General features: G+C 46.4%; 20 protein-coding genes. 1 reads left to right on the forward strand and 19 read right to left on the reverse strand.

The annotated features are described in order from the left end of the window. Window positions 1–205 precede the first annotated feature (205 nt). The gene (locus ACZ5V1_RS02840) at window positions 206–1930 is read left to right on the forward strand and encodes a methyl-accepting chemotaxis protein (protein WP_464390509.1); all 1725 of its coding nucleotides are present in this window, start codon (window positions 206–208) and stop codon (window positions 1928–1930) included. Between the two features lie 441 nt (window positions 1931–2371). Here ACZ5V1_RS02840 and ACZ5V1_RS02845 read toward each other — a convergent pair whose 3' ends face one another. The 19 genes from ACZ5V1_RS02845 to ACZ5V1_RS02935 all read right to left on the reverse strand — a co-directional run bounded on the left by ACZ5V1_RS02845 (window position 2372) and on the right by ACZ5V1_RS02935 (window position 19387). Next, the gene (locus tag ACZ5V1_RS02845) at window positions 2372–3832 is read right to left on the reverse strand and encodes a dihydrolipoyl dehydrogenase family protein (RefSeq protein WP_464390510.1); all 1461 of its coding nucleotides are present in this window, start codon (window positions 3830–3832) and stop codon (window positions 2372–2374) included. A 1-nt stretch (window position 3833) separates the two neighbouring features. Further along, the gene (locus tag ACZ5V1_RS02850) at window positions 3834–4529 is read right to left on the reverse strand and encodes a TVP38/TMEM64 family protein (RefSeq protein WP_464390511.1); all 696 of its coding nucleotides are present in this window, start codon (window positions 4527–4529) and stop codon (window positions 3834–3836) included. Between the two features lies 1 nt (window position 4530). Further along, window positions 4531–5517 carry a glucokinase gene (locus ACZ5V1_RS02855; protein ID WP_464390512.1) on the reverse strand — a complete coding sequence of 329 codons (987 nt, stop codon included), beginning with the start codon at window positions 5515–5517 and terminating at the stop codon, window positions 4531–4533. Window positions 5518–5704: 187 nt separating this feature from the next. Continuing rightward, window positions 5705–6439, reverse strand: a complete 735-nt coding sequence (gene hisA / locus ACZ5V1_RS02860) for a 1-(5-phosphoribosyl)-5-[(5-phosphoribosylamino)methylideneamino]imidazole-4-carboxamide isomerase (RefSeq protein ID WP_464390513.1) — start codon at window positions 6437–6439, stop codon at window positions 5705–5707. Then, window positions 6436–7086, reverse strand: coding sequence for a hypothetical protein (locus ACZ5V1_RS02865; RefSeq protein ID WP_464390514.1), 651 nt, complete (start codon window positions 7084–7086; stop codon window positions 6436–6438). Before ACZ5V1_RS02865 ends, hisA begins: the two co-directional genes overlap by 4 nt. Beyond that, window positions 7086–7676, reverse strand: coding sequence for an imidazoleglycerol-phosphate dehydratase HisB (gene hisB / locus ACZ5V1_RS02870; protein WP_373794082.1), 591 nt, complete (start codon window positions 7674–7676; stop codon window positions 7086–7088). The genes ACZ5V1_RS02865 and hisB overlap by 1 nt, the downstream gene beginning before the upstream one ends. A gap of 88 nt (window positions 7677–7764) precedes the next feature. Next, on the reverse strand, window positions 7765–8526 hold the full coding sequence (gene tatC / locus ACZ5V1_RS02875; protein ID WP_464391600.1) for a twin-arginine translocase subunit TatC: 762 nt from the start codon (window positions 8524–8526) through the stop codon (window positions 7765–7767). 356 nt (window positions 8527–8882) lie between these two features. Then, a complete protein-coding gene (tatB, locus tag ACZ5V1_RS02880) occupies window positions 8883–9257 on the reverse strand; it encodes a Sec-independent protein translocase protein TatB (protein WP_464390515.1) in 375 nt (124 codons plus the stop codon). A 29-nt stretch (window positions 9258–9286) separates the two neighbouring features. After that, on the reverse strand, window positions 9287–10837 hold the full coding sequence (gene guaA, locus ACZ5V1_RS02885) for a glutamine-hydrolyzing GMP synthase (RefSeq protein ID WP_464390516.1): 1551 nt from the start codon (window positions 10835–10837) through the stop codon (window positions 9287–9289). A gap of 21 nt (window positions 10838–10858) precedes the next feature. Beyond that, window positions 10859–12316 (reverse strand): IMP dehydrogenase, encoded by a 1458-nt coding sequence (gene guaB / locus ACZ5V1_RS02890; protein ID WP_464390517.1) that lies wholly within the window; start codon window positions 12314–12316, stop codon window positions 10859–10861. A gap of 346 nt (window positions 12317–12662) precedes the next feature. Beyond that, window positions 12663–13238, reverse strand: coding sequence for a tetratricopeptide repeat protein (locus tag ACZ5V1_RS02895; RefSeq protein ID WP_464390518.1), 576 nt, complete (start codon window positions 13236–13238; stop codon window positions 12663–12665). Further along, entirely contained in the window at window positions 13231–13365 is a 135-nt protein-coding gene (locus ACZ5V1_RS02900; protein WP_019999436.1) for a CcmD family protein, read from the reverse strand. The genes ACZ5V1_RS02895 and ACZ5V1_RS02900 overlap by 8 nt, the downstream gene beginning before the upstream one ends. Window positions 13366–13407: 42 nt before the next feature. Continuing rightward, window positions 13408–13557 carry a hypothetical protein gene (locus ACZ5V1_RS02905; protein WP_464390519.1) on the reverse strand — a complete coding sequence of 50 codons (150 nt, stop codon included), beginning with the start codon at window positions 13555–13557 and terminating at the stop codon, window positions 13408–13410. A 35-nt stretch (window positions 13558–13592) separates the two neighbouring features. Next, complete coding sequence (locus tag ACZ5V1_RS02910; RefSeq protein WP_464391601.1) at window positions 13593–14267, reverse strand: cytochrome c biogenesis protein; 675 nt, start codon at window positions 14265–14267, stop codon at window positions 13593–13595. A 131-nt stretch (window positions 14268–14398) separates the two neighbouring features. Then, window positions 14399–15076: a heme exporter protein CcmB gene (locus ACZ5V1_RS02915; RefSeq protein WP_464390520.1), complete on the reverse strand. Its 678-nt coding sequence runs from the start codon at window positions 15074–15076 to the stop codon at window positions 14399–14401. Further along, window positions 15070–15717: an ABC transporter ATP-binding protein gene (locus tag ACZ5V1_RS02920; RefSeq protein ID WP_464390521.1), complete on the reverse strand. Its 648-nt coding sequence runs from the start codon at window positions 15715–15717 to the stop codon at window positions 15070–15072. The genes ACZ5V1_RS02915 and ACZ5V1_RS02920 overlap by 7 nt, the downstream gene beginning before the upstream one ends. Next, window positions 15707–17620 (reverse strand): heme lyase CcmF/NrfE family subunit, encoded by a 1914-nt coding sequence (locus ACZ5V1_RS02925; protein ID WP_464390522.1) that lies wholly within the window; start codon window positions 17618–17620, stop codon window positions 15707–15709. Before ACZ5V1_RS02925 ends, ACZ5V1_RS02920 begins: the two co-directional genes overlap by 11 nt. Before the next feature lie 72 nt (window positions 17621–17692). Then, window positions 17693–18106: a cytochrome c maturation protein CcmE gene (locus tag ACZ5V1_RS02930; RefSeq protein ID WP_464390523.1), complete on the reverse strand. Its 414-nt coding sequence runs from the start codon at window positions 18104–18106 to the stop codon at window positions 17693–17695. A gap of 237 nt (window positions 18107–18343) precedes the next feature. Beyond that, window positions 18344–19387, reverse strand: coding sequence for a hemolysin family protein (locus ACZ5V1_RS02935; RefSeq protein WP_464390524.1), 1044 nt, complete (start codon window positions 19385–19387; stop codon window positions 18344–18346). Window positions 19388–19713 lie beyond the last annotated feature (326 nt).

Below are 19713 nucleotides of genomic sequence, written 5' to 3' on the forward strand. Positions count from 1 at the left end.
ATAGCGCAAGGGGCGGGTTTTAGTTTCATTCACATAGCAGTATTGAATATTTTTCAACACTAATGGCTATAGGTAGTTGAAAAATTGCACCACGAAATTTTATTAAGAACGTATTATTGCAACGGCACTGTTTTGATACTGAGAACATTCTTCTAGTATTACACATTTCTGGTTGGAACCGAATTACGGGGGATACAGAGAGCTTATGAATATTAAACAAAAAGCATCCAATTTTCTATTAGTGGGAATTGTTACAGTGTTACTGGGTACACCAGTGCTGTATTACTCATTAGAACATCTCGGTTCTGCATATGATGACTTTTCTAAACGGGTTGTTACACGTCAGGAACTGCTGTTATCTATGAAGTCGCAGTTCGGTTATGGTGGCATCATTCATAACTTTAAGAACTATGTGCTGCGCGGAACTGATAAGTATTACAGCCGCGTAACGAATAACCAGCAGGCCATTACTGATGCCATTGAAGAGTACGAATCTCTTAAAGATATTACACCTGCAGAACGACAGGCTTTAAAGAAAATTGAGACCGTAGTAGGTCACTATTTTGAAAATATCCGCCTCGTAAAGCGTCTATGGGGTGAAGGTAAAAAGCCTGCAGAAATTGATTCGATTGTGAAGATCAGCGATAAACCTGCATTTGAAGGGTTTAAAGTTGTAGAGAAATATTATGATGAGCTGAAAGCAAATTCCATTGCAGAATTTGCAAGTGCGCTTAGTCTACTGCACTACGCACTCATAGCAACAATCCTTGTGGTGATTTCACTTCTTATTGCGGTTTGCCTTGGCTATGCAAAAACAGCCCGTGAATTAAGCATTGTTGCCGGTGTGGCAGAACGAGTAGGGGATGACCCAGATTCAGTGTCTTCTTTGGATAAAAATCGTCCAGACGAACTGGGCTTATTAGCACGTGCACTCACCAACATGGTTCAAAGTCTTCATAAACAGATTCTTGATGCGAAAGAAAAAACAACTATTGCAGAAAGAAGCACTAATGAAGCACATGCCGCGCGTGCGCAAGTTGAAGCGCGTGAAGAAGAAATTCAAGAAATTTCCACGCAAATCATCACCACTGCAAACAAATCCAGTGAAACAATGCGTTCCGTTGTAGCAACCACAGAGTCGTTAACCGATCAAATTGGTCAGATTGAAGCCGGTGCCAATGAGCAGCGTTCCCGCATTTCAGAAACAGCCATGTCCATTGAAGAAATGAACTCAACTGTTTTAGATATTGCCCGCAACGCAAGTGATGCTGCACAGAAGGCAGACCAAACTCGCGGGCGTTCTGATGAAGGTGCACGCGTTATTGCAGAGCTTAAAGACGCAATCGGTTTTGTGGCGCAAAGTGCAGAAGATCTTCGCGGTGTAATCACCGATCTTGGTGTACAGGCAAACAACATCGGTGGTGTAATTTCTACCATTTCCGATATTGCAGACCAGACCAACCTCCTTGCTCTTAACGCAGCAATTGAAGCAGCACGAGCAGGAGAAGCAGGGCGCGGCTTCGCTGTAGTAGCAGATGAAGTTCGTAAACTTGCAGAAAAAACCATGGTCGCAACTCGTGAAGTTATCGATCAAGTTGGTGGAATTCAGCGTGGTGTGGAAGGAACAACAACCGTTGCGAACGAAATGGACAAGTCCGTAGAGATCACAACAAGCGGTTCTGACAAAGCGCTTGTCGCGTTAACAGAGATTAACGCAATGGCCATCGAAACCGCCGACAGTATTCGTTCAATCGCAACCGCATCCGAGCAGCAGTCTGCAACAAGTGAACAGATTAGCAACGCTGTGGCAGAAGTGAGCGACATTGCAACAAACACCACAGATTCTATGAGCGACTTTAGCCGCTCCATGTTTGATGTGCGCACGCAAGCTGTTGAACTTGAATCACTCATGGCTGAGTTGAAACAGTAGAGTTACAGGTTGTTCTGGCCTCCGGCGACGCTTATCAGCGGGATGTCTCCGACGGCTTAAGAACCCTGTTACACTGTCGCTTTCTGTAATCTCTCGTACCTCGAGAACAGCTACCGCTTTGGAAAAGGGCTTCTTAAGAATCTCCTAAAACTTTTAGTTGCGAGTTATGCACGTTTTTTACGTCACCTCGCGGCTTACGCACCATTACCTTTCTAAAAATGAAAAGGGCTGTCCCTCATATGAGGGACAGCCCTTTTGTTATTCAAGGTGGTGGAGCGTAAGCCGCGTGAAAACATATTCAACGGATTTGCCTCGCAGGTAAAAGTCTTTGGAGATTTTTAAGAACCTTTCTACAGAAAGGTTCTTAAAGTCCCGCTGACAAGCGCTGCCAGAGGCTCGTTGAAGACCTGCTGGATGCAAACGTTCGCAGCTGTAACCACGTTAGGCTTTGCCGCGATATTTAAACAGGGTGCGGAGCACCTTTCGTGTAAACGGAGAGAAGACTTTTTCGCTAAGTATGGAACCGGCGACCTTTTTGTTAATTTCACCGAGCGTCGGGTACGGATGGATGGCGCCTGCTAGGGTGGATAGCTTCACTTTTCCGCCAAGGATGGCGACCCATTCGTTAATGAGCTCACCTGCGTGTATCCCGACAATTTGAACGCCTATGACGCGCCCTTTGTTGTCTTGTAATAACTTGAGCTTGCCTTCTGGCTGGTTTTCAGCGAGTGCGCGATCGTTAGATGCAAACTCTTCTGTACGGACGGTGTATTCTATTTCTGCATCTTTTGCGCGTTTTTCGTTGTAACCGATGGATGCGAGTTCGGGGTCGCAGTAGGTGACCCACGGTATGAGAGTGTAATCGGCTTTGCGTGGCATTTTGAACACAGCATTGGCGATGACAATGCCACCTTCGTATCCTGCGGCATGAGTAAACTGGTACTTGCCGGTTATGTCGCCAACTGCATAGATGTGCGGTACGTTTGTACGCATTTTCTCGTCAACAGGAATGCCTTTTTTAGAAAATTCAACGCCTGCATTTTTAAGATTAAGCGCATGTACTGACGGTGTTCTGCCTAGAGCTACGAGTAGATTGTCACTGGTAACTTTTTGTGCTGGATGCTCTTTAGTTCCGTAATGAACGGAGATTTGATCACCGTCTTTGGTGATCTCTTCAATGCTGCTGTTGGTTATGACATTGATGCCATCTTCACGCAGGGATTGCTCGACAACTTCTGCCATGTCCGCGTCTTCTTTTGAAAGAATGTTGGCGGAACGCTGGAGCAGAGTTACTTGAGAACCGAGTCGGTGTAGAGACTGTGCCATTTCAACGGCTATGGGACCACCGCCGATTACTGTGAGTTTCGGTGGTAATGATTGCTGAAAAAAGACTGTTTCATTGGTGAGATATTCTACTTGATCCAATCCCTTGAATGGTGGTGCAGATGGCGTAGAGCCTGCTGCTATGACAATAATTTTGCCGGATATGTGTTCTGGTGTTCCACCGTCTTGCGGGGCAAGGGCGATTGTGTGCGCATCAGTAAAGGACGCAATGCCGAAGCGTACCACTGCGCCGAGGCTTTCAAAACGCTCTGGTGAATCATGTGGCTGGATTGTTTCTATGACAGATGTAATGTGCGCTGAAATTTTTGAGAAATCGACAGGGTCAAGCTTTGGAGCGGGAAGCCCGTAGCTTTCTGCTTTGGACATTTGGTGACGTACTTTGGCGCATTTTATGAGCGTCTTGCTTGGCACGCAACCATAGTGCAGGCAGTCGCCACCCATCTGCTTTTCTTTTTCAATAAGTAGAACTTTAACACCAAGTTGTGCAGCACCGGACGCAATGGTTAGTCCGGCTGCGCCGCTGCCGATGATGATGAGATCAAAATCGTATTCTGCCATGTTATTTGCTCTCTTTTACTTTGCGGATAAATTTTAAAAGATATTTCGCGATAAGAGGGAAAATTCCGAGAAGGGCAAAGGAGATTAAGTGGATAGGGTGAAGGACGTCTGAAACATCATTAATAGTGGCAAGTTGTTTGCCTGCGTTAACAAATACAGCTGTACCCGGTAGCATTCCCAGCTGTGATACCCAGAAATATGTTCGTAGTGGCAGGCTTGTGATGCCCATGACTAAGTTTACTGCGAAGAATGGAAATATTGGTACAAGGCGCAGGGTAAAGAGGTAAAATGCACCTTCTTTTTCTACGCCTTCATTGATTTTCGCGATTTTATTACCGAATGTATTTTGAACCCAGTCTTTCAGAATATAGCGGGATGCAAAGCAGGCGAGTGTTGCGCCGATAGTAGATGCAAATGAGACAGCGATCAGGGCTGTCCAGAACCCGAATAAGCCGCCTGCGGCAAGCGTCATTATCGCTGCGCCCGGTATGGATAAGGCTGTCACAATGATATAGAGGATGATGAAACCGCCTACTACGAGGAACATGTTTTCCCCATACAACATTCGAAACGCATCTTGTTTGGCCTTGACGTATTCAAGTGTGAGATAGTCAGTGAGGTTGAAGTACCAGACTATCGCAAGTATCAACGCAATAGTCGTAACGATGCCGATCCGTTTTGCCTGAATTGCTGTCATGTTATTTTCCTTCGACTGTTGGGCGTGGGGTAGCTTTATGCATGAGATGGTCTGCCCCGTATTGAGCAGCTCCCCAGAGTCCGGCTTCTTCATTCTGGTTAAGTTTTATGGGAACATTGCAAAGCATGTTGCGATATTGTTCGCAGTCGCGAAACGACTTTTCAAACTCTTTATGTTTAACAACTACAGGGTTTCCAGCAGCGATGCCACCTGTAATGTACAAGCCGCCGAGTGCAAAAGTATCGAGCACAAAGTTATGACATATTCTGCCATAGAATCGCGAAAACCATTCCAGAACAACTGGATATTCAGAAAAGTGTGCTACCACCTTATGAGATGGTGCAATTTCTCCGGTGTGGAATTCAAAAAGATGCGCAAGGCCGGAACCGGAGAGTATGTAGTCTTGAATAACTTTTTCGCAGCCGAGTTTGGTACGTAAAAAATCTGCGTATTCCGCTTCCTCTTTGTTGGTAAACGGAAAAACACTGTGTCCGCCTTCGGACGGAACTGGCAGATATTTTCCGGTGCCGTTGGGAATGAGCAAAGATTTTCCAAGACCGGTACCCGCCCCAAGAATTGCTATAGGGCAGTTTTGAACAGGCTCTCCCGCGATTACCTCAATGGCGTCTTCAAAAGCAGGAGTAAATGTTGAGTAGGCTTGTGCAAGAAAGTCATTAATTAACAACGCATTGTTGCAACACAGTTTTTTGGGCACTACGTTGAGATCAATATCCCATGCAATGTTCGGCGGGTCACATTTGAACCCATCTATAACTGGCCCTGCAACGCCAAAGACGACCGCGTCTGCTTTGTCCGGTTGTAGTTCAAAGTTGGAACTTGCCAATAGTTCCAGTAAATGCACAAAACTATCCGCAGCACTTGTAGAAAGCCAAATGCTACGGTCATGACTTATCGTTTTTCCATGTACAGTAAATGCCGCAAAGCGGCTGTTTGTTCCGCCAATGTCAGCGGCTAAAATACGTTTCATAATGTTGTGCGCCTGATTTTAGCTGAGTGTTTCCTGCTGTAGTATACGCGCCTGTGGAGAAATGAACTGTTATACAATGGAAAGTTGTGATTAAAAGTAATAACTACTCTCAATAACCCTGTAAAGGGTAAATAAAAAAGCGAACCTGCATGCAGGTTCGCTTTTTTATTTGTGTTGTATAGAATTGCTAGTCTTGAGTTGCAATCCAGTCGGAAGCTTCTTTAAGGTCGAGAGTTCCGGTATAAATAGCCTTACCGGAAATAGCGCCTTCAAGGTTCGCTTCTTTTGTAAGCGGGTAGAGTGCCTTGATATCATCAAGTGTAGCTACGCCGCCTGCTGCGATTACCGGAACAGAAGAAGTCTGTGCCAGTTTGGTAAGTGCAGGGAGGTTAACTCCGGTCTGCATACCATCGCGGTCGATGTCGGTGTAGATAATGAATGCTACGCCTTGCTCTTCCATGCGTGGGAGAACATCGTAGATTGTAAGGCCGCTGTCTTCTACCCAGCCTTTAGTTTTTAATATGCCGCCTTCTGCATCAAGAGACACGCCGATTTTACCCGGAAATGCTTTGCAGATAGAGCCGAACAGTTCAGGTTCGGTCAGTGCGATTGTTCCAATGATCAGACGGGAAACACCAGCATTAAGATATGCTTTAGCTGTTTCCAGATCACGAATACCACCGCCAAGCTGAACAGGCATATCAACACTGGAGCAAATATTTTTAATAAGCTCGCGGTTAACTGGTTCACCGGAAAAAGCACCATCAAGATCAATTACGTGGAGCCATTTACCGCCTTGTTCCTGCCATTTCTTTGCCATTGCTACCGGATCGGAGGAAAACACTGTTTCCTGATCGGCTTTACCCTGTTTAAGACGAACTGCTTGTCCGCCTTTAATGTCTACAGCAGGAAAAATTATCACAGACCGAGCTCCGTTATAGCCTGACGCATTCCTTCTTCAGCAAGTTGTTCAGCGGTGATCCATTGACCTTTGCGCTGGAACCATTTTTTAACGTTAAGAAGGTTGTTTGAAAGGCTTTCTTGGGTTTCTTCAAAATGAAAACGAGATATAGAAGGCTCTTCAACATCAACGCGTAATGCATAGAAGTCCATATTAACGCCGGCAGACTGGAATGCGCCGATTTCGCCACCTTCGCGTGGAGTCCAGTCAATTACTTGCGGGATAATAAGAACGTCCGTTTTCATACATATGCCAACCTGATTCCAGAACTTAAGCGCATTAAGAGGAGTCTCGCTGCGCTGTGCAGTGACAATCTCGTAACACTGGCGTGCAGCCGCACCTTTTGTGTATATGCGGCGAGTTTCTGTCCTCAAAAGTTTATCAAAATCAGCATCCAATTGATCCAGTGTTTCAGGGGAAACTTTGTACTGATCAGAAGGGATGTATCCAGCAAGCAGGTCCCCAGTGTTGGTTGGCTGGGTAAACATGGCCAGACCCATAGCAAGTGGTGGTAGCTGGGCTGGTGCTTTTGCTTTAGAGCAACCGGCAATCATGAACAAGCCAAGAAGGCAAATAATAAGTCCGGTATAACGAAGGTGTTTATGCATTAATCGAGACTCCCTTTGGTGCTGAGTAGTTGGTTTCGATCACAAGAAGCAGCCATACGCAATGCCAGTCCTAAGCCCTTGCATGCTGATTCGAGCAGGTGATGTCCATTTTTACCATAAAGGTAAGAAATGTGCATGTTTATTCTTGCACCATAGCTTACTGATTTAAAAAATTCGCGCCACAAATCTGACTCATCTCCAGCAATAACAGGAGGCAGTAAGTCGTCGCCTCGGTAGACAAGATAAGGGCGGCCGGAAATGTCGATGTTCACTTCAGATATTGATTCGTCCATTGGTACTTTAGCCATGCCGATGCGGTTGATGCCTTTTCGGTCACCAAGAGCTTCGCGGAGGGCATTACCAAAGCAGATGCCAATGTCTTCGAGTGTATGATGTGCATCAACGTGTAAATCTCCGTCACAATGAATATGGAGATCAAATCCGCCCCAGAATGCGATAAGAGTGAGCATATGGTCGGCAAATCCCCAACCAGTTTTCACATCTACATTGCTGGTTCCGTCCAGAGTAAGAGTAAGTGCTACTTTGGTCTCACTTGTGTCTCTTGTAATGGTTGCGGTACGTTGAGTCATACGTTTACCTCAGGTTTAGTCAGTGGATGGTTAAAAGCCGGGCAAAAGCCCGGCCTGTAGTACACCTGAAAAGTGTTGAAGGAGTCTGTTAAGACTCGGCCACTGCTTCATCGTCGTCTTCGGTATCGTCGCTTTCTTTCTCAGAACGGCGGTTTTTACCGAAAACAGCAGCGATGACAATTGAGATTTCATAAAGAATCATCAACGGTCCCGCCATAAGAAGCTGGGATACAACATCCGGTGGCGTAAGAAGAGCGGCCAGAACAAATGAGAATAGTATAGCAAACTTACGTGCTTTACGCATCATAGTTGCTGTAACAAGTCCTAATCTGCTCAGGAACAGGGCAAACAGCGGCATTTCGAACACAAGACCGAAGGCGAAGATAAGCTTCATCGAGAAACTTAAATATTCGTTCAGCTTGAGCATAGCCTGAATGTTGCCAGTGTTGAAGCTCATGAAAAATTCAAAAGCAAACGGGAATACTACAAAGTAGGCAAATGCGCCGCCGCCGATAAAGCAGGCAGCAGAGAAGAATGCGATTGGTACAATGTACTTGCGCTCTTCTTCGTAGAGTCCCGGTGCAATAAATGCCCAAATTTGATAGAAAATGTATGGACTGGAAGCAAAAAAGCCTGCCAGTGCAGCTACTTTAAGGTAGGTCACAAACGCTTCGTGCGGCGCTGTGTAGATGAAAGAGCTTTGATCCGGCATCACAGCAACCATCGGCAGAACCAGATAGTCAAAAAGCTGTTCGGCAAAGCTGTAACAGGCAAGACAGCCGATGATGATAGCAAAGCTGATGCGCTTTAAGCGCACACGCAGTTCATCAAGGTGCTGCAAGAGGGTCATGGCCTCTTCTTCCTCGTCTTCTTCGTCCTCATCTTCCATCGCATCAATACGATCAGTCAGAGTAACAGAGTCGGAAGTTTCCTGCTCTTCTTCATTAGAATCACCGCCGTCCGAGGCAGCTTGTGCCTCGGACGCGGTGTTATCTATATCTTCATCGTCGTGATCTTCAATGCGATCAGGACGAGGACCGTCTGAGAAGTTCATCTCAGCAGAAGGGTCAGAATCATCGCTTCCTTCTTCGCGCACATCAGAATCATCAATCTTACTGGAAGATTCATCGTTTTCATTGTGCTCGTTACTGGAAGCAGTTTCGTCTGCTTCAGAAGGCTGAGCGTCATCTTTTTTATCAACGCTCATTACGCCTGTTCCTTCTCGGTCTTCTTGTCAGCATTCTCAGCTATTGGCTGTGCTTCTGCATTATCAGGAGCTACTGCAAGGTTTCCGGTAGAGTCCGGAGTTGATGGCTCAGTAGCCGGTTCAGGTGCAGGTGCTGCTTCCGCTTTAGAGTTTTCTTCACCGAAAATTTTCTTTTCAGCAACTTTCTTCTCTTTTGCGTGGTCATCTAAAGCGATTTCAGTGTTGATAGTACGCTGAAAGTCTGTAGAAACACGGCGAAATTCCGCAAGACCTTTCCCAAGTGTACGAGCCACTTTTGGCAAACTCTTAGGACCCAGCACAATAAGTGCTACAACAAGAATAACCAGTATTTCAGTAGTACCGATTCCAAACATGCAGTCACGCCCAATTAGCTAAGGTTGGCTTATTCCCACTCGATAGTGCTCGGTGGCTTGGATGAGATGTCATATACAACGCGGTTGATGCCATTAACTTCATTGATGATACGGCTGGAAATTTTTTCCAGAAGTTCAGAAGGAAGGCGTGCCCAGTCCGCTGTCATAGCATCTACACTATCCACAATTCGAAGGGCAATAACGTTTTCATAGGTTCTGTCGTCGCCCATAACCCCAACAGTCTTAAGCGGCAGCAGAACAGCAAAGCCCTGCCACACTTTGCGATACCATCCGGATGCAGTCAACTCGTTCTGTACGATTTTGTCTGCTTTTCTCAAAATAGTGAGACGTTCATCGGTAATTTCACCGATAATGCGGATGGCAAGGCCTGGACCAGGGAAAGGCTGACGCCAAACTACGGAATCAGGCATGCCGAGTTCGATAGCAACTTTACGTACTTCATCTTTGAAAAGCTCGCGAAGCGGCTCGATGAGTTTAAGTTCCATATCTTCAGGCAGGCCGCCAACGTTGTGATGGCTTTTGATTACTGCAGAAGGGCCTTTGTGAGAGATAGATTCGATTACGTCAGGGTAGAGTGTACCCTGTGCAAGGAATTTTACGTTATCAATACGGGTTGCTTCTTCATCAAATACTTCGATGAATTCGTAACCGATGAGTTTACGTTTTTTCTCAGGATCTTCAACGCCTACAAGTTTGGACAAGAAGCGTTCGCGTGCGTCAACAACAGTGAGGTTGAGGTCGAAGTGTTCGCGCAGGTAGCTGGAAACTTCTTCAACTTCGTTTTGACGCATGAGGCCGTTGTCAACAAAGATGCAGTGGAGGCGGTGACCGATTGCTTTGTTCAGAAGAACAGCAACAACGGTAGAGTCAATGCCGCCGGAGAGGCCACAAACTACGTTGCCTTCAGGGCCAACAGTTTCCTGACAATCTTTGATAACAGAATCAATAAAGCCGGACATAGTCCAGTCTGGTTTGATACCTGCAATTTTGAAGAGGAAGTTGTTGATCATGATGTCGCCACCTTCGGAGTGATGTACTTCCGGGTGGTACTGAAGCGCGTAGATGTTTTTCTCAACGCATGCCATTGCTGCAACTTCGAGGGTCTCGGTAGAACCGATAACTTCGAAGCAAGGCGGAACAGCTTTAACCTGATCGCCGTGAGACATCCATACACGTAAGGATTCTTCACGGTTAAGGTCAGCAAAGAGAGGGCAGTCTGAAGTCATGTTGAAATCTGCTGGGCCGTATTCACGGGTTTCAGAGCTTGCAAGCTGGCCACCCATGTTTTGAGCGAGCAACTGCATGCCGTAGCAGATACCGAGTACTGGTACGCCGAGTTCAAGCAGACCCATATCAAGTGTAGGAGCGTCAACGTCGCCTACACTTGAAGGACCACCGGAAAGAATCACAGCGGAAGGATTCATTGCTTTGACTTCTTCGGCTGTTACGATGCAAGGGTGAATTTCAGAGTATACGCCTGCTTCGCGTACGCGACGAGCAATAAGCTGTGTAAACTGAGAGCCGTAGTCAACAATAATGACTTTGCTAAGTGCGTCCATAAGTTCCTCTAAAAAGAGAGATTAGTTCTCAACTCGGTAGTTGGGAGCTTCTTTCGTAATGATAACGTCGTGAACATGAGATTCACGAAGACCTGCAGCAGAAATTTCCACCATTTTGGAAACCTCAGGCATGTCAACAATAGTTTTTGCGCCAATGTAGCCCATACCGGCACGAAGGCCACCTAAGAGCTGGTGTACGGAGTCCTGTACAGGGCCTTTGTACGGTACGCGTCCAACAATGCCTTCAGGAACAAGCTTTTTGCTCTTTTCCTGGAAGTAGCGATCAGAGCTACCGGCTTTCATTGCATCAATGGAACCCATGCCGCGGTAGTTTTTGTAACGACGACCCTGATAGAGAACAGTCTCACCCGGGGATTCATCTGTACCAGCGAAGAGGGAGCCGACCATGATAGAAGATGCGCCAACGCACAGGGCTTTTACAATGTCGCCGGAGTACTTGATGCCACCATCAGCAATGATGTGACGACCAAATTCTTTAGCTGCTTTGCAGCATTCCTGCACGGCTGTAATCTGTGGAACACCAACGCCCGCAACAATACGAGTAGTGCAGATAGAGCCAGGTCCGATACCAACCTTAACGGTGTCTGCGCCAGCTTCGAATAAAGCTTTTGCACCTTCGTAGGTAGCAACGTTGCCTGCAATAATCTGCGCTTCAGGGAAGGAGGTGCGAATAGATTCTACAGCTTTCAGAATGTTAAGAGAGTGACCATGTGCAGAGTCAAGAACGAGAACGTCAGCACCTGCATCGAGCAGAGCCTGAGCGCGTTCAATGCAATCTTCACCAACACCGAGTGCTGCTGCAACACGGAGACGGCCGTTTTCATCTTTACATGCTTTTGGATATTTAATTTCTTTCTCAATATCCTTCATGGTGATGATGCCCTGCAAGTGGTTGTCAGAATCAACAACGAGCAGTTTTTCGATACGGTGCTTGTGCAAATGCTCTTTAGCCTGTTCGAGGGTGGTGCCCACAGGAACAGTCACAAGCTTATCTTTAGTCATCATGTCAGAAACGAGAGTTGCGTCAGAGTCGTCAACAAAACGAACGTCACGGTTGGTGATGATACCAACGAGGTTTCCGTTTTCTACGACAGGAAGGCCGGAAATTCTGTAGGTGGACATAACTTCAAGAGCCTGAGTGATAGTCAAGGTAGGCTCTACAGTCACCGGATCAAGGATCATTCCTGATTCGGATTTTTTAACCTTTTCTATTTCATGGCACTGCTGCTCAAGCGGCATGTTTTTGTGAACAACACCGATGCCACCGTGTCGAGCCATTGCGATGGCCATTGCAGATTCGGTGACAGTATCCATTGCTGCTGAAATAAGCGGAATGTTCAGTGCGATGGAGCTTGTGAGCATGGTGGAAATATCCACCTGATCCGGCGTGGCTTCGGAATAACCAGGAAGAAGCAACACGTCGTCAAAAGTCAGTGCTTTGCCTAAGATTACGCTCATGGTGTGGGTCTCCAAATAAGTTTTGGGTAGCTATTAAAAAAGGCCACAGTCGCGTAAATTCACGCGTTTAACCGGCCTGTAGTTCAGTACGTTCATACCTAGTGTGTTTAGGTGAATAGTACTTTAGGTAATCCCGTTAGCGTATGCGCCCTTTGAGTCCCTGTCAACGGTTGATTATACTTTTTATTAGTAGCGAAACCGAATCGTAGGCACTGTACCATATAATTCAAAAAAGATTATCTGATACAGCATGAGACAAATACGTTACGTACGCGGCACGTCACGGGTATAAAAAAAGCGCATTGCAAGTGCAATGCGCTTTGTGCGTTACTGTATTTGTGTAGTTTTATTTATCATCGAGTTCTTTCTGCGCAGCGGCTTTAAGATCTTTATTGGCAGAGGATTCAATAATTTTTTGGAACTGCTCAATACCTTCTGCCGGTTTATCCAGATAGTATTTAAGTAGTACCCCTAAATTGTAACGTGCGGAAGGATCTTCTGCAAGCGTAAGAGAGGTCTCAAAGGCTTTGGCTGCCTTTGTGTAGCTCTCCAGCTTGAAGTTAGCCATGCCGAGCATGTAGAACAGGTGCGCGTTGTTCGGCTGGGCCACTATGCCTCGCTGAATAAACTTGCGTGCCTGACTGTACTCTTTATCTTCCATAAAGTGCTGAGCAATTTCTTCAATCAGCTTAACATTGTTTGCGTCGCTTTTGAGCTTGCCCATAAGGTCTGCAATGTGCGCTGAGTTGTCTGATGTTGCTTCGGCGGCGTTATCGGTACGAACCTGAACAAATTTTGTCAGACTCGGATGTTTAGTACGGTACACACCGGAGGTAACAAGCATTATTGCAAATCCTAAAAGGATTACAGCAATGAATATTTTTGCAACCGATGTTGGTTGCTTCATTGGAGCATTAGTCATTCAGTAACTCCATTTGACGAACACGTTTGCTCAGCTCGCAATGTTTGCGTGCGATAAAGAAGAGGTAGCCTGCAATGCCTACCCATACTGCAACGTTAGCCATGAGGAGCCAGTTGGAGCTTTCCATGATGAATCTCCTTGAGTGCCTAGTAAATTCAGGCGCTGATATTTATTTGTGTGATGTTAACTTTTCAATACGGTCAGTAAGAGCCACCTGTGAAGAACGAATGCCCACAAGGGCGGCGCAAATAAGACCGAAGCAGATCGCACTGACAATCACTGCAACGTTAGTCATGATGAGCCAATTAGAGCTTTCCATGATGGATACCTTATGTGCCTTATTCGTTCAGATGGTTATATTTCGTCGTGAGTTGTCAGGTTATCTATGCGGTCAGAAAGAGCCATCTGTGATGAGCGGATGCCCACAAAAGTAGCCCAGATAAGACCGAAGCAGACAACACAGACAATGGCCGTAATTTTCATTTCCGGCTCCAACCCACCTGTTTCGCTGTTGAATACAGCAGGGTGGATTGAGCGCCATAATCGGGCGGAAAGGAAAACAAGCGGTACATCAATGAAGGCGGCAATGCCGACAACGGAGCTGACCACAGCCTTACGTTCTGTTGAAAGAGACATGGAGCGCAGGATTAAGTACCCTGCGTATACGAACCACATAACAAGTGTAGTGGTAAGACGCGGGTCCCATGTCCACCAAACACCCCAGCTATGTCGTCCCCAGATCATACCGGTAACCAGTGCCAATCCACTGAAAAGAACACCCACTTCTGCTGATGCTGCTGCGACGTTGTCCCAGAAGCGCTTGCGGGTTTTCAAATACAGAATGGAGGCAATGAATACACAGAAGAAGCTGAAGAGTGACCACCATGCCAGTGGCAAGTGGGTGTAAAACACCTTCTGCACAATGCCCATAACCTGTTCAACAGGGGCATACTGGTAGATGAGGTACTGGCATAATGCCATTGCGGGTGCGGCTAAAAGCGCCACAGGTGCTATCCATTTTGTTCGCATCATATCCTCTGTAACTGTTATCTGCATGTCTGACTGCCTGATTTTATAGCAAAACAGTCAGTAACTGACAAAGTTATTTCCTAATGAGGGTGGGACAACTCAACGCAACGTGTGCGGTGTTGTCATCAACCCTATTCTTCGCCGCTGTAGATGTAGCCGAAGAGCAAAAGCCCCGCAGCGCCGAACAGCGCATCAAACGCACAAACAATGCCCAGCCAGTCGCCGAATCCTTCCGGAATGATTCCGGAAAAAGCAGCAGAACCGATACGCACGCCTGCGAGTAGAATAGGAATAAGCAATGGGAACAAAATGATAGAGAGTAGTGACTCTTTAGCAGCCTGTCCCTGTGAAAGTGCACCAAGCAGGGCACCAAGCAAAACTAATCCAAGGTCAATGGCAAAAACCATTGCCAGTCCTATATGCCATAATTCGGATACAGATTGACCTAGGAATACAATCGTTGCCGGTAGAAATACCGCTTGAGCACATAACAGAAGAACGAATCCGCCAATTCCTTTACCGATCCAGACCGACTGCACAGGTGCAGGGGAAAGGAGCAGGCCGAATCGTGCGCCGTTTTGTTCTTCCAAACTGAATAATGTATTAAAGACAAGTACCTGACAGAACACTGATGCCAACCAGAAGATGGCAGCAGCAGCCTGTGCACTCATTTTTTCACCAACCTGCTGGGACAAACTGAATACAAAGATAAGCAGTAAGCCGAGTAGAAGCGCTTGAATAAGTCCTGTTCCTCGTGCGAGCACAAGTTTCAGGTCTTTTGCAGCAATGGAAACAGCAGCTTTTAACATGCCGCCTCCGGTGTGTAACCCTGTGCATCACCAAAGTATTCAACCTTCTTATCTCGAATGGCGAGTACTTTATCGGCGCGCACAAGATCGGCAGCGACGGAGTGGCTTATCCACACAAGCCCCGCACCGCGTTCTTTTGCAGCAGCAATTTCGTTGTGCAGGATGACCATAGAACGGACATCCAGTCCTGTACCCGGCTCGTCGAGCAGAATAAGGGACGGCTGAAGCAAAAAGACACGGGCAAGATTTAAACGCTGCGCCATGCCGCGTGAGAAACAGCCTGCGCGTTCAAAAGCAAAGCGTTTAAGCTCCACTCGATCAAGTGCGGCAAGCAGTGTTTCTTCGTCATTCTTCTGCCCGTGGAGGGAAGACCAGAACGACAAGTTTTCAAGTGCTGACAAATCAGGATAAATGAAGGTCTGATGTCCTACATACCCAATACTGTCGTTTTCTACTGTAAGCTCAACCTCTCCGGCCGTAGGCTCGGAAAGACCTGCCATAATCTTAAGCAAGGTTGATTTGCCCGCACCGTTAGGGCCGGCCAGTATGGTTACTGTGCCCGGTTCAACAGTGCAGGAAACATCCTTGATGATCAGACGGTTGCCGTAAAATTTGGCAACCTTGTCCAGTTTAAGCAGCATCCGTTACCTTTTCAGATTTGCGGAATCTGGTAAACCCGATGAACGGGAAGAGACACATAAGCGTACCACCAATCCAGAACCAGTTAACCATCGGTTCAATACTCAATGTAACGGTAATGTTACCCTGAGCGTCTGCACCTAAGAGAGAAGCGTAAAGCTCTTCACCAAGGGACGGGATAATGGATACTTCTGCGAAGGATCTGTCTTTGCCGAACTTGTTGTAGAGGCGACGCTGAGGTTCAAGCGTTCCAATGAGTTTGCCGTCTTCATAAACGTCAATCTCGGCTTGCAGGAAGATATATTCCTTTGCTTCGCCTTCATACAATTGGTTGTATTTGAATGTGTACTGATCAAGAGTAACAGTTGCGTTACGACTGATCTGAGTCTGAATTTCCTGCTTGTACGAACCGGAAAATGCAATACCGATAACGATAAGTGCAACACCGAGGTGTACGCCGTATGCGCCGATAGCACGGTTGCTCTTGCGTACAGATGCGTCTGTAGCAAACAGCAGTACAATGCCGACAATGCATGCAGCAGCGGAAGCTACAGCAAGAATAGAAACTGGAATCTGGTATCCGGCAACATACATGCCTACACCAGTGACGAGGAATACGCCGACAACAGCGCCGAGCATGGTTGCGCTCTTAACACCGCCGTTCCACTTCATCCACGGGCAGATCATCAACAGTACGGAGAGGATAGCTGCCAGTGGCATACAGACTTTGTTGTAGAAGTCTTGATCAAGTCCCTGCGGGTTGCTTGTAAAGAACTTGGAGAATACCGGCCACATTGTAGCAATGAGCATGATAACACCAAGTGCAATAAGGAACCATGCAGCAACCAGCAGCATACCTTCACGACTGAGAAGATCAGCCATTGGCTTTGCTTTAGGGTTCTTGCTGGTTATTGCCGCAAACAAGGACAACACGGTAAAGAAAATAATAAAGATGAGCAGTGGAGTACCAACGCCACCGTCACCGAATGCATGCAAGGATTCAACAACACCACTACGTACAAGGTAGGTTGCGAACACAGCAGAAATAGTTGTGAGTGCAACAAGGAAGGTGTTTGTTCTGTGCAGCTTGCCTCGGCGTGATTCGATAACAGAAGTATGCAAGAATGCAGACCCTACGAGCCAAGGAATAAGCGATGCGTTTTCTACAGGATCCCATGCCCAGTAACCACCCCAGCCAAGTTCCATGTATGACCACCAGCAACCGAGGATAATACCTGCGGTAAGGGTGAGCCATGCAAACAGAATCATGTTGCGGGATGCGTCTGTCCAGCTTCCTTCTTCATGTTGGCTTCTGTTAAGAGCCTGAGCGAGGGCGAGACAACTAGGAATGGTGAAACCACCGTAACCAAGGAACAGAAGCGGAGGATGAAAAATCATGCCTGGGTTCTGCAACAATGGGTTCAAGCCGTTACCATCAGCAGGAACCGGGCTGATAAGTGAGAACGGGTTGGACCATGTGGTTAACAGGAATAAGAAGAAACCAATAAACGTAAGGAACAACATCCAGAACCACATTTTAGTGCCGTCTGAAAGTGCTCTGTACGCGTTAGTGTAAAGAAAAATGATGCCGCATAAAGCTACAGACCATGCCCAGAAGAGCAAAGAGCCAGCTTGACCAGCCCAGAAGGCGGTAATGCGGTAGAAAAGTGGAAGGTCGAGACTGGTATAACTTGATACATAGTAGTTAGAGAAATCAAAATTAACCAGTGCCCAGAGAAGAATGAACGAACTCACAGTGATGAGAGTTGTAATCATCATCTGCGATTTTTCGATCCAATGCAGCAGGGTAGAGCGTCCCTGCCAAATCTGCAACGCAGCGACAGCGCCGAAGCCAATGGCAAACAGCAAAGACGCCACCAGCAGCAAAAATGCTAAGAGATGCATAATGCTCCTTCAGCCGATAAACGGCGACGTGGGGGAAGTAATACAGGTGGAATCAAACCAGTGTGCAGCCGGTTATTCCCTGTTTTTCTTTTCGTATTTCGATGGACATTTAGTCATCAGTGTACGTGCCTGAAACGCCTTTGTGGCGTTATCGATATTACCTTCAATAATGACTTCAGCACCGGCTTTAAATGTGTCCGGTACAACGCCTTTATAAACAACAGGTAATACAAGCTTCTTATCATTAGCATCTTCAAGAATGAAGGTTACGCCCAGACCCTCCTCATGTCGCTCAATGTTGCCAGATTTAACGGTACCGAAAAGTCGGGCAGAACCAAGCTGGTCCGGCGTCATAGCTAATGCTTCAGAAACTTCCAGGAAGTATACGCTGTTCTGTGAAAAACCGGTGAAAAGCAGATACCCGAGGCCTCCTAAAAAAAGAAGCAGGGCAGCAATATATACGCTTTTGCCGTTTTTCTTTGCCATAGTGTCTCCTGACAGTGTCGAGTTTATGGACAGAAATGTCCTGTGCTATCTGAGCCTTTCTCCCCCGGTTCAGATGCCTTTTTCGAATAATTGGTTTGGTGGTTCATTGCAACAAATAGTTTTTGGGTATCGGAATACTACGCCCTGTTTTTATGCCTTTTAACGAAAGTTAGCTGCATAAACAGGGCGCTTGAATACGCCTTTTAGTTTTCTAGTATAAAATGATATACATTACTATTAGCGCTTAATCAATTTACCTTTACCCAGCTGTTTTCTTTTATTTCTTGCATGTCGCTGCATGTCATCAATGCGGTCTGTTTCGTCCACAATCTCTTTACCAAGAATTTCCTCGAGCACATCCTCAAGTGAAACAACACCGCTTATGCCGCCATATTCATCAATGGCTACAAAAAGGTGGTCTCTGCGTTCAAGAAAATTTCTAAGCACTTTATCAAGTGTGACTGAATCGAGCACAAAATGCACAGGGCGCATAAGTTCTGAAAGTTTGGTTTCAGTTCGACCTGCAGCAAGTTCTTCATATATGTAGCGGCGCATAACAATGCCCACTATGTCTTCATTATCTTCAGCATACACCGGAATACGGCTGTGATGCTTAATGTTTAGCTGTTGTTGTGCTTCTTTTACAGTAATATCCACCGGCAGGGTGAAGGTTACTGTGCGAGGAGTCATAACTTCGTTTACATGCTTGCTATCGAGTGAAAGAATATTCTGGATAGATATAGCTTCGCTCGGTTCGATTTCGCCTGCACGGCGGGACATGGTTACGATTGCGCGGATGTCATCTTCAGTGGCGTTCGGCCCTTTATGGGAAGGTGTAAGTTTACGCGTCATCCATGAACAGATGTAAATAACCGGACCTAGTGCGAGAACAAGATAGTTTAGCGGTTTTGCAATAAATCTGCTTATCTGGTTGGCGTAAGAAACCCCGATTGTTTTAGGCAGAATCTCTGAAAAGATTAAGATGCTTATAGTAAAGCCGACCGCAAAATATGGCATGTATTCTGCGCCATACACTTTGGTAAACGCAGCACCTGCCAATGTTGCACCGGCAGTGTTGGCGACGGTGTTCAGTGTAAGGATGGCTGTGATAGGACGTTCCACATCACTACGAAGTTTAAATAGCAGGTTACCGGCTTTAGAACCGGAGCTACGGAGCCGTTCAATATGACTCCACGGAACGGAGTATAAAACAGCCTCAGTAATAGAGCATGTAGCCGAAACAACGATAGAAAATGTTACGGCGGTTATTAACTCAAACATGTAGTTCCTTCAGATAGATTAAATAAATCGTCACGGTGTTCATATGTGTACCGATAGGTAGTTACCGCATTGTTATCGCAGGCGCGTGTTTTGGGGAAACGTGCTTACAGTGGGGGGCTTTTGTTGCTTCAAGAACCCCTGGAAAGCCTGTTTCCATAGTACGTGAGGCTTGCATGTGAATATCCGGCTTGCCCCTTGCCCGCGAGTGCAAGTAATTATTATTAACTTACTAACGAGATAGCAATATCTTAACGATGTAAAAAAAATATATTGTTAGAAAAATATATTAGGCGGTTTAGCTATCATTGTGCCGTTATTCAAGATGT

This window comes from Halodesulfovibrio oceani subsp. galateae (genome assembly GCF_055397225.1).